Here is a 13,437-nt window from a genome sequence, read left to right on the forward strand (position 1 = left end):
AGTTAATCGCTGCTCTTACTACCTTAGGCAACAGATAGCGCTTAACTGTAATGTGGTTGCGGGAGCCGGATTTGAACCGACGACCTTCGGGTTATGAGCCCGACGAGCTACCAAACTGCTCCATCCCGCGTCCGGATGCATTGTTTAAGTCAATGACTCTTGCCTTAAAAAGGCTAATTTGGAGCGATACATCGGGTTCGAACCGATGACCTCAACCTTGGCAAGGTTGCGCTCTACCAACTGAGCTAGTATCGCATTATAAAAGGTCTTTCACCTTTCGATTACCGCTTTCGCCATAACCTACAAATTGGAGCGATACATCGGGTTCGAACCGATGACCTCAACCTTGGCAAGGTTGCGCTCTACCAACTGAGCTAGTATCGCAATCTGAAAACGTCTTTCGCCGTTCAGGGCTGCGAATTATAAGAGCATTTTTTTGTGATGCAAGTCCTTAATGCAAAATTACGAAACTTTTTACTCAACTGCTGTAAAAGCACACAGATTTGCAAAAAAAACAGCTCTTATGTCCCTGAAAAGTTAGATAAACGTGATCATTTTATTCGACTAGATGTTAATAATCGTTTTTCGGTAGTACTGCAGCTCGGCGATCGACTCTCGAATATCGTCTAACGCAAGGTGACTTCCCGACTTAGAAAAACCATCTAACACTTCAGGTTTCCAACGACGAGTCAGCTCTTTCAGAGTGCTAACGTCAACATAACGGTAGTGGAAGTACTCTTCCAACTCAGGCATGTGCTTGTATAGGAAACGGCGGTCTTGACCAATGCTGTTACCACAAATCGGTGACTTACCTTTTGGTACCCATTTTTCAAGAAACTCAATCGTTTGTTGGATGGCATCTTGCTCTGAAACGGTGCTTTCTTGAATTCGCTTCACGAGACCGCTACCAGTGTGAGTCGTTGTGCACCACTCGTCCATCTTGTCCAATTCACTCTGAGGTTGGTGAATAGCCAAAACAGGACCTTCAGCCAGGATGTTAAGCTCACTATCAGTAACGATAGTAGCAATTTCAATGATTTTATGAGTTTCAGGATCAAGTCCTGTCATCTCTAGATCAACCCAAATAAGGTTCTGATCGCTAAAGGACATAAGGCGTCGCCTATTTGTTTATGTGTAAAAGAGGTACTATACCCAAATAACTATACTCAAACTAGCTTTAGGACCATCGAAATCATGTGGTACCAGCAACATCCAGTTTGAGTCCCCAATCATCAAGTTAGATGTGTTAAGTGAAAAATTGTGGCTAAAAAAAAGAAGTTAACCAAAGGTCAAGTACGTCGAGTACGTAGCAACCAGAACAAGCGACTCAAGAAAGAAGATTCTATCCAGTGGGATGAGAACATGCTTGGTGGAACCAAAAGCGGACTCGTAATTACGCGCTTTGGCCAACATGCCGATATCGAAGATCTTGAAACTAACGAAGTTCATCGTTGTAACTTACGCCGTAGTATCGAGACTTTAGTTTCTGGTGACCGAGTGACTTGGCGCGCAGGCTTAGAATCCATGGCCGGCATTTCTGGCGTTGTGGAAGCGGTTGAACCGAGAACTTCAATGCTGACTCGTCCTGATTACTACGATGGCCTAAAGCCGGTAGCTGCGAACGTTGACCAAATGGTTATCGTATCGGCTGTGCTACCAGAGCTATCACTTAATATTATCGACCGCTATTTGATAGCTTCAGAAACAGTGAACATCGCGCCGCTTGTTGTGCTGAACAAGGTCGACCTGCTGACTGATGAGCAGATTGCTGAATACCGTGAAACACTTAAAGAGTACGAGAAGATCGGCTACAAAGTGATGTTCGTGAGTAAAGAGTCTGGCTACGGCATCAAAGAGCTAGAAGCTGAACTTAAAGACCGTATCAACATCTTTGTTGGTCAATCAGGTGTGGGTAAATCAAGCCTAGTGAATGCATTGATGCCAACGCTCGACATTGAAGAAGGCGAAGTCTCTGAGAACTCAGGTCTTGGCCAGCATACCACCACGGCAGCTCGTTTATACCACTTCCCTTCTGGTGGTGATCTGATTGATTCACCAGGAGTTCGGGAATTCGGCCTATGGCACCTAGAAGCCGATGAAATCACGGAAGCCTTCATCGAGTTCAAGCCTTACCTTGGCGGTTGTAAATTCCGCGACTGTAAACACAACGATGACCCAGGCTGCATCCTGCGCGAAGCGGTAGAAAACGGCAAGATCAGTCGATTACGTTTCGACAACTACCACCGCATCATTGAAAGCATGGCGAGTAACAAAGATAACCGTCAGTATTCACGCAACAAAAAAGCCGATCTCTAATCGCGTTTTTGTGAACAAATGTGTGCATTTACTGACAATTGGCGCGAATTTAAGTAACATCTCGCGCCCTAAACCGTCATCGACAGATTTAATTGAAACACAATTAGCATTGGAAAATTAATACAATGGATAAGATTAAAGTTGGATTGCAGTACTGGATTCCACAACATGGACTGACTCGTCTAGTCGGCAAACTTGCGTCTGCTAAAGCGGGCGGCTTAACGACAGCGATCATCAACTGGTTCATCAAGCAATACAAAGTGAACATGGATGAAGCTCTGCATAGCGATCCAAAACACTTTAAAACATTCAATGAATTCTTCGTGCGTGAATTGAAAGAAGGCATGCGCCCTATCGCTGAGGGTGATTCTGTTATTGTTCACCCTGCAGATGCACGTGTAAGCCAATTTGGCCCAATTACTGACGGTCAACTGATTCAAGCTAAAGGCCATGACTACTCAGCTCGCGAGCTATTGGGTGGTGATGCAGCGCTAGCGGATGAGTTTAAAGACGGCGAATTCGCAACACTTTACCTGTCTCCAAGTGATTACCACCGCGTGCATATGCCATGCGACGGCACACTACGCCAGATGATCTACGTTCCGGGTGATCTTTTCTCAGTTAACCCATTAACGGCAGAGAACGTTCCAAACCTATTTGCACGTAACGAGCGTGTGGTTTGTATCTTCGATACGGAATTTGGCCCAATGGCACAAGTGTTGGTTGGCGCAACGATCGTAGGCAGCATCGAGCAAGTATGGGCTGGAACCATCACCCCACCTCGCGGTAACTCGGTTTACAAATGGGATTACCCAGCACAAGGCAATAACGCCATCATCTTGAAGAAAGGCGAAGAGATGGGCCGCTTTAAGCTTGGTTCAACCGTTATCAACCTGTTCGCTAAAGATGCGATCAAGTTTGACGACACGATGCAAAATGGTGAGAAAACCGTTCTTGGTACCCCTTTCGCGCACATTGCTGGTAAAGAAGTTGAGACTGAAGCTGTGGATTCAGCAGAGAACACCGACCAAGCTTAACGGTTTGAGTTAACTCATTTAGTTTTAAAGGCGCGTTATCTTTCTATATTTAGAGAAAAACGCGCCTTTTTCTTAACTCTACCAATTCATTTGCTACTCAGCTCTAACAACCCAAGCTTTCAATCCTCAATCCTCAAGCCCAGCCACCTGTTGCTTCTCACTCTTGCCTCTAATTGCCCAAATAAAAGATTGACCAAAAACAAAACAACTGTCGAAACCTTAAACAACTTTTCGATTTTACAACCCGTCTCCAAGTACCAAAAATCCAGATAACTTACTCTATTTGAAGATATTTTATTCATAGGGTCTTTGTACATGCCTAAACTCAATGTTGGCGTTCTGGTCAAGCTGTTGATTTGTTTTGCGATTCCCTTAGGCGTGTTGTTCATGCCGATAGATTCAATACCAATCGATGATCTCACGCTGATTCAACACCGCTTGTTGGCGATATTCTTATTGGCAGCTCTGCTGTGGGTGCTTGAACCAGTTCCGGTTTTCGCTACCTCAATACTGATCATTGCACTTGAGCTGGTAATGATTTCTGACAAAGGCTTACACCTGTTTAGAAATCCACCTGCAGGACACGATCTCGGTGAGTTAATCAAATATACCGACATATTCGGTGCATTTTCATCGCCAATCATCATCCTATTCATGGGTGGTTTTGCTCTTGCGATCTCTGCATCCAAGTACGAACTCGATAACAACCTAGCTCGAGTACTGCTTAAGCCATTTGGTACCGAGCCGCGCTTCATCATGCTGGGTTTAATGTTGATCACCGCAGTGTTCTCGATGTTCATGTCGAATACCGCAACTACGGTAATGATGCTGGCGCTACTCGGTCCTATCGTAGCTTCTGCACCAAGAGGCGATATGGGTATCAAAGCGCTCGTGTTGTGTATTCCAATCGCGGCCAATACTGGTGGTATCGCGACACCGATCGGCACGCCACCCAATGCCATTGCACTGCAATACCTAACCGGTGAAAACACCATCGACTTCCTCAGCTGGATGATGATGGGCTTACCCTTTGTGATCATCCAACTCACCATTGCTTGGTTCCTTCTTCAGAAAATCTTTCCTTCCAAGCAGAAGAACATGGTGCTTAAGCTCGATGGACAATTCAGAAAGAGTTGGCGAGCGATTGTGGTTTATATCACCTTCGCTGCGACCATCTTATTGTGGATGACCACCAAGCTGCATGGCATGAACACTTATGTGGTCTCTATCATTCCACTGGCTGTCTTCACTCTTACAGGCATCATGGGCAAAGAAGAGCTCAAGCTGATTAACTGGGACGTGTTGTGGCTGGTTGCAGGTGGTATTGCGATTGGTATCGGGCTTGATAAGACAGGTTTAGCAGCAGCGTTAGCACACGCGATTGACTATGAGTCGCTCTCTCCAGCAGCCGTAGTTCTCACGCTATCTATCGTGTGTTGGTTGATGGCGAACTTCATGTCAAACACCGCTACCGCCAACTTACTGATGCCGATAGCCGCTGCGATTGGTGCTTCCATGGAAAGCCTAGTTGCGATTGGTGGTCTGCAAGGCTTGCTGGTTGTAGTTGCCTTCTCAGCATCACTCGGCATGATTCTTCCAGTATCGACACCACCAAACTCACTGGCTTACTCAACCGGACTTATCGAAAGTAAAGACATGGCTAAGATGGGTATCATCTTGGGTATTGTCGGCTTGCTGATGGTTTACCTCGCGCTGTTTATCATCACCTAGCACGTTAACGCCTCACTACAGCCCATCAGATAGCAATCGTGATTTCGCTATCTGGTGGGTTTATCAGTTTTTTATCGATAGATAATTGTGATTCTACTTCACGGTTTATTAAAAATAACGATGACTCATTTTAAATTTTTGATTTTAAACACGTTTAATACTACCGAGACAGCGGCAATATACACGCATCAGAGACACATTAATTCACCATCAAGTACGTCACTGTCATTAGGGCGTATTGACCTTTCGAGCTGATTTTTGCAGCGAATTGCTGGGTATGTCTACAAGGCAGAGGTTTTGATGTGTAGCTAGCCTACATGAGAAGCCGATAACGCAGTAGAAATGACCAGAAAACGCTGCCCGAAGGGTTCGGCTAAAAGCGTTTTACTCTTTGTTGAGGGGGATTTGCTTAGAATGGCTAGGCAACTTCCCCCTCGCCGCGATTAAAACGCTTTTATCTCGAACAAAATTGAACCGCGAAAGGTCAACACGCCCTAGTTTTTTGTCTAATCAGAGAGGAATGGACCTTGAGACATACGATTAAATTTAAAATTCAGATCGCAATTGCGGTCATTATTGCCGTCGTGAGTGGCGCTCAAGCTTGGATATCGGTTAATCAGCTGACTCAAGAGACTGAAGTCGCGATCAACCAAGAAATGAAAAATGTCAGTGTCGGTACTACCAATTATATTGCCGATTGGCTCTCAACTCGCAGCGATATGATGCTTGCTAACGAGCCGACTATTTCAAGCAATAGTAATTCTGACCGCGAGTTATTGATCACCAAACAAGCCGGGCAGTTCTTGTCTGTTTATGCGGGATTCAGCGATGGCACTATCGCATATGGCGATAAAGGTGAAGATTGGCCAGCAGGCTATGACCCACGCACCCGCCCTTGGTATAAAGATGCCAACGCAACATCAAACCTCATCATTACCGAGCCTTATCAAGACTTCGATGGCAGCATTGTCATCAGCTTTGCGAAAGCATTCAACGGTGAAAGACAAGGTGTCCTCGCAGCAGACTTAACCGTCACCAGCATTATTGATACGGTTCTCAATGTAAAACTGGATAACGATGGCTTTGCGTTTTTAGTGGATGGTAACAACAACATCGTTGCCTACACGGATGAAGAGCTAAGTCAGAAACCACTAACCAGTTTGAACCCAGGACTCACTGCAAACAAAGTGTCGCAATTGATCCAAGACCAAACGATCACCACGCTAACTTGGCCTGGCCAAGGGGATAAACTGGTTTACATTGCCAATGTCCCGAATACCGATTGGTCTCTGGGTATTGTTATCGATAAGGAAATGGCGTTTTCTGCGGTCTCTGATGCGATTCAATTCATCTCCCTAACCTCTTTGGTTTTATACATCGTCATTTCGATTGCGAGCACAATGGTGATCAACCGCCTGCTTTCTCCATTACAAACCTTATCTGAAGCGCTGACTCAACTCGCTCAAGGCAGAGGTGATCTCACTCAACGTATTGATATCACGCGTATGGATGAGATAGGCAAACTGGCCGAGCTTGTAAACCAATTCTTAAGCCAGATGCAAAGCATGTTGAAGGGCGTCATAGAGCACAGCCACGATCTTAACAATCATGCCGAAAAGGCTAACCAACTGGCGACCCAATCCTCCATTCGAGTTGAGAACCAGCAAAACGATATCAACCAGATTGCGACCGCGATTCATGAGATGTCGGCCACCGCAGCCGAAGTGGCGAGCCATGCCGAATTAACCGCATCAGCTTCTCAAGCCTCTGCAACCGCTTGTAATGACGGCCAAGAAGTAATTCAACAGAACCGCGATGCCATCACTAGTCTTGCGACCCAAGTGGAAGACGCGGCCAATGTCATCCGAGAACTGGAAAACAACGCGCAAAGCATCAACCAAATCCTGTCAACTATTCAAGGCATTGCCGAGCAAACCAACCTATTGGCACTGAATGCTGCAATTGAAGCCGCGCGTGCAGGTGAACAAGGTCGTGGCTTTGCCGTTGTCGCAGACGAGGTTCGAGTGTTAAGCCAAAGAACGCATGGCTCAACGGAAGAGATCCGCGTGATGATTGATACGTTGCAGAAGAATACCGAACATGCCGTTGAAAGCATGACCACCAGCACCCAACTGGCAGAGAACAGCGTTGGCTTCGCAGAGCAAGCTCATGGCAGCCTCTCTAAAATCACTCAAGCCATCACTGAAATCAACGATATGGCACTGCAAATAGCCAGTGCTGCAGAAGAGCAACGCGCGGTAAGCGAAGACATCAGCCGTAATACGCAAGGGATCAAAGATGCCTCTGACGACCTAGCACAGCAAGCTGAAAGCAGCCGTAATAGCTCCAATGAAATGAGTAGCGCTGCCGAGTCGATGCGCCGAGATGTGGAGCGCTTTAAGGTATAACTCACCTCACGCAAAGTAAGTAAACCACACCACCGAGAGGCAGCTGACGTAAACCAATAGCTGAAACAAAGTGACTCTTTTCATAAGAATCACTTTGTTCTCAGTTCGGTTTAATGCATATTGATGAGCTAATTTATCCCAGACACAAGGATGTTATTCAGATGGGATTCGAATGGTTAGCTCTAGCTGCCGCTTTTCTTTGGGCGATTGCGAGCCTAATGTCCGTAAAGCCTGCTCAACACTTAGGTTCTTTCGCCTATAGCCGCTGGCGAATGGGTTGTACCGCAATCATCTTATCGAGTATGGCTTGGTTTACCGGAGGTTGGTCAACTGTCGAAGCCAATCTAGTCACACCGATGATGCTGTCTGGGCTAATTGGCATCTTCATTGGTGATACCGCCCTATTTGCCTGTCTGAACCGAATGGGGCCGCGTCAAGCGGGTTTACTGTTCTCTTGTCACGCCGTGTTCTCGGCGATTCTCGGTTACTTCCTGTTTAGCGAAAGCATGACTTCTGTTGAGCTAATTGGCTCAGCTTTGGTGTTCAGTGGTGTATTAACCGCGATATTCTTTGGTCGTCGAGGACAAGCCAACAACCAACTCGAAACCATCAAAGGCACCGTTTGGATTGGCGTTGCACTGGGAATTACAGCTGCGATTTGCCAAGCACTGGGTGGCATCATTGCAAAGCCGGTAATGCAAACCAACATCGATCCAGTAGCAGCTTCTGCGATTCGGATGATCACCGCCTTTGTCGCCCACTCCGCATTTCGTTTAACAGGTGCCAAGCTGTCACGCGCAATCAACCCGATGAATGGTCAGATATTTGCGATTACGGCAGTTAACGGCTTTTTAGCGATGGCAGTGGGAATGACGCTGATCTTGTATGCGTTACAGGAAGGCAATGTCGGCATGGTTGCTTTGTTATCTTCAACCACACCGATTATGTTGTTACCAATACTCTGGCTTTACACCAAGCAGAGGCCAAATGCCTACGCTTGGATAGGTGCCATTGTTGCCGTAGTGGGTACTGGTATTCTGGTCAGCTAGCCAAGCTGATGGAAACTGAGAGCTATTAGCTCTCAGTAAAAAAACAAAAAGCTAAGAACGTGGGAACGGGAAAGCGGTCACATCATCGATGTGGTCGTAACCCAAAGTCAGCATAATCAGCCTATCGATACCCAAAGCAACACCCGCACAATCTGGTAAACCCGCTTTTAATGCCTCAATCAAGTGATGGTCAATCGGCTGAGGCGATAAGCCCATCTCAATACGCTTGGCGTTGTCATCTTCAAAGCGCTTGAGCTGCTCTTGTGGCTTATCTAATTCATGGAAGCCGTTGGCTAACTCGATGCCTTTGAAATACACCTCAAAGCGATCCGCCACTCGCGAATCCTCGGGGTTAATCTTAGCTAATGCCGCTTGTGAGGCTGGGAAGTCATAAACAAAGGCTGGCACCTGTTGGCCAATCTTTGCTTCCACCCCAATACTGAAAAGAAGCTGCAATAGCGTATCGCGATCTTCTTCAGGATCAGCAATGTCGCTGAGCCCAAGTTTCGCTGCCGCTTGTTTCAGGGTATCCATCGAATCTTCAAGGGGACACACACCTAACACGTCGATAAAGGCTTGTTGGTAAGTCATTCGCTGTGCTGAGCCCGACTTGAGGATTTGCTGCAACAGCCGATCCATTTCATCCATTAAGTCATGGTGATCGAAACCGACGCGATACCACTCCAGCATGGTGAACTCAGGATTGTGATAACGGCCATTTTCTTCGTTACGGAAAGACTTACAAATTTGGTAAATACAGCCACTGCCCGCCGCTAATAGACGTTTCATATGAAACTCAGGGCTAGTCATAAAGAACAGGGGCTGACCGTGCGCATAACCCGGCCCTACGAATTCAGTTTTGAAAGTATGTAAATGCACGTCCGTCACCGTGGCGTGGCTCATCGCAGGCGTATCCACTTCCATCACGTTTCGCTCAACAAAGAACTGACGGATTTGATTAAGGATATCAGCACGTTGCTTTAACTGCTTAATGGTTGCGGCTGGTTGCCATGTTGAGTGCATTATTAAGTTCCATATTACTGAATTCTAGGCGACGGAAATTACCACCTTTCGCCTCTTTTGTAAGCTTCTATCTTTCTATAGATGAAAGCAAAATGTTGCCTTAATGAAGCCAGAAAATTACGTTCTACAATACAATTATCAATACAGCTTTCACATCCACATTGATAACAAAAATCATACTCAACAAGCCGTTAACACAAGCCCTGTGGGCTAATCGTTATCAACAATTCATTGCCGTGATTGCAGTCACATAACCTATAAATTCTATGCCTCCATATGCACTACCGACCTAAAAACCCAAATGCATCAACTTTTCGAATACCTTCCTCTCTTACACTGAACCTACCACTTAAGGCTTAGGGGTGATAAACGGTTGATGCCGTTTAAGTACTCTCTAAATGCTTTTTATAATTACAAGCGGAATACTCCGCATCACACTGGAGAATAACTGTGAAGACAATTACCACAGATATCGCAGTCATCGGCGCAGGCGGCGCTGGTCTTCGTACAGCAATTGCAGCAGCTGAAGCTAATCCTGAATTGGAAGTAGCACTGATTTCTAAAGTTTACCCAATGCGTTCGCACACGGTAGCTGCAGAAGGCGGTTCAGCAGCGGTAATTAAAGACGAAGATAGTCTAGATAACCACTTCAACGATACTGTTGGCGGTGGCGACTGGCTATGTGAACAGGATGTTGTTGAATACTTTGTTGAAAACTCGACTCGCGAAATGATCCAAATGGAACAATGGGGCTGCCCATGGAGTCGTAAAGAAAACGGTGAAGTAAACGTACGCCGATTCGGCGGTATGAAGGTAGAGAGAACGTGGTTCGCAGCGGATAAAACCGGCTTCCACATGCTTCATACTCTGTTCCAGACTTCGATGAAGTACGACACAATCAAACGATTTGATGAGTACTTTGTGGTGGATTTGCTCGTTGAAGATGGCGAAGTACAAGGCCTAATCGCGATTCACATGTCTGAAGGTGAGCTTGTTACCATCAAAGCAAAATCTGTTGTTCTAGCAACCGGTGGCGCAGGTCGTGTTTACCACTGTAATACCAACGGCGGCATCGTAACTGGCGACGGTATGGCAATGGCTTATCGCCACGGTGTACCACTGCGTGATATGGAGTTCGTTCAATACCACCCAACAGGCCTACCGGGCACTGGCATCTTGATGACCGAAGGTTGTCGTGGTGAAGGCGGTATCATCGTCAACAAGAACGGCTACCGTTACCTACAAGATTACGGCATGGGCCCTGAAACTCCAGTGGGCGAGCCGAAAAACAAATACATGGAACTGGGTCCTCGTGACAAAGTTTCCCAAGCATTCTGGCACGAACAGCAGAAAGGCAACACCATCAAGCACCCTCTTGGTGATGTCGTACACCTTGACCTTCGCCACCTGGGTGAAGAGTATCTGCAAGAGCGTCTTCCGTTCATCTGTGAGCTGGCAAAAGCGTACGTAAACGTAGACCCAGCAAAAGAGCCAATCCCAATTCGTCCGACTGTTCACTACACCATGGGTGGTATTGAAACTAACGGTACTTGTGAAACTCGCATCAAAGGCCTATTTGCTGTTGGTGAATGTGCTTCAGTTGGCCTACACGGTGCAAACCGCCTAGGTTCTAACTCTCTGGCTGAGTTCGTAGTATTTGGCCGCGTAGCCGGTGAACAAGCTGTGAAACGTGCAGCTGAATTCAAAGGTTGGAATGAAGAGTCTATCGCTAAGCAAGTGAAAGCGGTTGAAGATCGCATCGCCGGTCTACTAAACCAAGAAGGCGATGAGAACTGGGCTGATATCCGTACTGAAATGGGTCACACCATGGAAGCGGGTTGTGGTATCTACCGTCAAGAAGACTTGATGCAAAAGACCATCGACAAAATCACTGAACTGAAAGCGCGCTACAAGAAGATCAGCATTAAAGACAAAGGCAAAGTGTTCAACACTGACCTACTTTACGCTATCGAAGTGGGTTACGGCCTTGAAGTTGCAGAAGCGATGGTTCACTCAGCGATTCTTCGTAAAGAGTCTCGCGGTGCACACCAACGTCTAGACGACAACTGCACAGAACGTGATGACGTGAACTTCCTGAAACACTCTCTATCTTTCTACAACGAAGATGCAGCACCAACCATCGACTACAGCGGCGTTAAGATTACTAAATCTCAACCTAAAGCTCGTCTATACGGTGAAGCAGCCGAGAAAGCCGCTGCCGCTGAAAAAGCAGCAGAAGAGAATGCTAAGAAGAGCGAAGAGGAGCAAGCATAATGTCAGCGAATCGAATCCAAAAAATTGAAATCCTGCGTTATGACCCTGAGCACGATGCAGAACCTCACTTTCAAACCTTTGAAGTTCCGTTTGATGAAACCATGTCAGTACTTGATGCGATCGGTTACATCAAAGATAACCTAGATAAAGACCTGTCTTACCGTTGGTCTTGTCGTATGGCGATTTGTGGTTCTTGCGGCATCATGGTTGATGGCGTGCCAAAACTGGCATGTAAAAGCTTCTTACGTGACTACCCGAATGGCTTCAAGATTGAGCCTTTGGCTAACTTCCCAATCGAAAAAGATTTGATTGTCGACATGACGCCGTTCATCGAGCGCCTTGAAGCAATCAAGCCTTACATCATTGGTAATGACCGTAAGCCAGAAGACGGCACTAACATCCAAACTCCAGAGCAAATGGCGAAGTACAAACAGTTCGCTGGCTGCATCAACTGTGGTTTGTGTTACGCAGCGTGTCCTCAGTTCGGTCTAAACCCTGAGTTCATCGGCCCTGCGGCTCTTGCTCTTGCTCACCGCTACAACCTAGATAGCCGTGACAATGGTAAAGCTGAACGCATGAAGCTTATCAATGGCGACAACGGCGCTTGGGGTTGTACGTTTGTAGGTTACTGTTCTGACGTATGTCCGAAGAAAGTAGACCCAGCAGCGGCAGTGAACCAAGGTAAAGTTGAGTCTTCAATGGACTTCGTTATCTCGATGTTCAAGCCAGACGGATCGCAAGTAAAAACAGCAGAGGAGGCATAATATGAGCAATCGTAAGCCTTATGTTCGTGAGATGAAGAGAACGTGGTGGAGCAACCACCCGTTCTACCGCTTCTACATGCTACGTGAAGCGACTGTACTGCCTTTGATTCTATTCACTCTGTTCCTAACCTTCGGTTTGGGTGCACTAGTGAAAGGCCCTGAAGCGTGGGCTGGTTGGTTGAGCTTCATGGCGAACCCTATCGTTGTGGGTATCAACATCGTGGCACTGCTAGGCAGCTTGCTGCACGCTCAGACCTTCTTCAGCATGATGCCTCAAGTAATGCCAATCCGTCTTAAAGGCAAATTGGTTGATAAAAGAATCATCGTACTGACCCAGTGGGCAGCGGTGGCTTTTATTTCTTTAATCGTTCTTGTTGTGGTGTAAGGAGCTTTCGTTATGAACACAAATTACAAAGTAAAACCTGTTAACCACAACCCACAACGCTCTGATGAGCCAATCTGGTGGGGTCTATTTGGCGCTGGCGGTACTTGGTTCGCGATGATCACACCAATCACGATCTTAGTGCTCGGTATCTTAGTGCCAATGGGCATTATCGATGCGGACGCAATGAGCTACGAACGTGTCTCTGAGTTCGCCACCAGCATCATCGGTGCGCTATTCATCATCGGTACGCTGGCACTGCCAATGTGGCACGCAATGCACCGTCTTCACCACGGCATGCACGACCTTAAGTTCCACGTCGGCGTTGCGGGTAAAGTGGGTTGCTACTTCTTTGCTGGCCTAATCAGCGCACTGTCTGTTATTTTCATCTTTATGATCTAAAAGCAGATACGGGATTCGGGTAATCGAGATTCGAAGAGCTTAAAAGCAGAT

General features: G+C 46.7%; 11 protein-coding genes and 3 tRNA genes. 9 read left to right on the plus strand and 5 right to left on the minus strand.

What is annotated here, in order from left to right:
* Positions 1–53: 53 nt before the first annotated feature.
* The 4 genes from BCV39_RS16170 to orn all read right to left on the minus strand — a co-directional run bounded on the left by BCV39_RS16170 (position 54) and on the right by orn (position 1,110).
* Positions 54–130 (minus strand) — tRNA-Met (locus tag BCV39_RS16170).
* Positions 131–179: 49 nt separating this feature from the next.
* Positions 180–255 (minus strand) — tRNA-Gly (locus tag BCV39_RS16175).
* Positions 256–308: 53 nt separating this feature from the next.
* Positions 309–384: transfer RNA gene (locus BCV39_RS16180), tRNA-Gly, on the minus strand.
* Between the two features lie 180 nt (positions 385–564).
* Positions 565–1,110: an oligoribonuclease gene (gene orn, locus BCV39_RS16185; protein ID WP_010434065.1), complete on the minus strand. Its 546-nt coding sequence runs from the start codon at positions 1,108–1,110 to the stop codon at positions 565–567.
* Between the two features lie 150 nt (positions 1,111–1,260).
* On the opposite strand from orn, the gene rsgA reads away from it, so the two are divergent.
* From rsgA to BCV39_RS16225, 5 genes are all read left to right on the plus strand, one after another.
* The gene (gene rsgA / locus BCV39_RS16190; RefSeq protein WP_048663217.1) at positions 1,261–2,316 is read left to right on the plus strand and encodes a small ribosomal subunit biogenesis GTPase RsgA; all 1,056 of its coding nucleotides are present in this window, start codon (positions 1,261–1,263) and stop codon (positions 2,314–2,316) included.
* Positions 2,317–2,441: 125 nt separating this feature from the next.
* Entirely contained in the window at positions 2,442–3,353 is a 912-nt protein-coding gene (gene asd, locus BCV39_RS16195) for an archaetidylserine decarboxylase (RefSeq protein ID WP_102431389.1), read from the plus strand.
* A gap of 315 nt (positions 3,354–3,668) precedes the next feature.
* A complete protein-coding gene (locus tag BCV39_RS16205) occupies positions 3,669–5,084 on the plus strand; it encodes an SLC13 family permease (RefSeq protein WP_102431391.1) in 1,416 nt (471 codons plus the stop codon).
* A 527-nt stretch (positions 5,085–5,611) separates the two neighbouring features.
* Positions 5,612–7,492 carry a methyl-accepting chemotaxis protein gene (locus BCV39_RS16220; RefSeq protein WP_102431392.1) on the plus strand — a complete coding sequence of 627 codons (1,881 nt, stop codon included), beginning with the start codon at positions 5,612–5,614 and terminating at the stop codon, positions 7,490–7,492.
* Positions 7,493–7,653: 161 nt separating this feature from the next.
* On the plus strand, positions 7,654–8,541 hold the full coding sequence (locus tag BCV39_RS16225) for a DMT family transporter (RefSeq protein ID WP_048661408.1): 888 nt from the start codon (positions 7,654–7,656) through the stop codon (positions 8,539–8,541).
* Between the two features lie 51 nt (positions 8,542–8,592).
* Here the strand turns inward: BCV39_RS16225 and epmA are convergent, their stop codons facing one another.
* Complete coding sequence (gene epmA / locus BCV39_RS16230; protein ID WP_102431393.1) at positions 8,593–9,564, minus strand: elongation factor P--(R)-beta-lysine ligase; 972 nt, start codon at positions 9,562–9,564, stop codon at positions 8,593–8,595.
* Between the two features lie 450 nt (positions 9,565–10,014).
* Between epmA and frdA the strand changes: the two genes are divergently transcribed.
* The 4 genes from frdA to frdD are packed head-to-tail and all read left to right on the plus strand — an operon-like array spanning position 10,015 to position 13,386.
* Positions 10,015–11,838, plus strand: coding sequence for a fumarate reductase (quinol) flavoprotein subunit (frdA, locus tag BCV39_RS16235; protein WP_017071211.1), 1,824 nt, complete (start codon positions 10,015–10,017; stop codon positions 11,836–11,838).
* On the plus strand, positions 11,838–12,602 hold the full coding sequence (locus BCV39_RS16240) for a succinate dehydrogenase/fumarate reductase iron-sulfur subunit (RefSeq protein ID WP_009847917.1): 765 nt from the start codon (positions 11,838–11,840) through the stop codon (positions 12,600–12,602). Before frdA ends, BCV39_RS16240 begins: the two co-directional genes overlap by 1 nt.
* Before the next feature lies 1 nt (position 12,603).
* Complete coding sequence (gene frdC / locus BCV39_RS16245; protein WP_048607793.1) at positions 12,604–12,987, plus strand: fumarate reductase subunit FrdC; 384 nt, start codon at positions 12,604–12,606, stop codon at positions 12,985–12,987.
* A 12-nt stretch (positions 12,988–12,999) separates the two neighbouring features.
* Positions 13,000–13,386 (plus strand): fumarate reductase subunit FrdD, encoded by a 387-nt coding sequence (gene frdD / locus BCV39_RS16250; RefSeq protein ID WP_052880182.1) that lies wholly within the window; start codon positions 13,000–13,002, stop codon positions 13,384–13,386.
* Positions 13,387–13,437: the final 51 nt, after the last annotated feature.

This window comes from Vibrio sp. 10N.286.55.E10 (genome assembly GCF_002872555.1).
In the GTDB taxonomy this organism is placed as follows: domain Bacteria; phylum Pseudomonadota; class Gammaproteobacteria; order Enterobacterales; family Vibrionaceae; genus Vibrio; species Vibrio crassostreae.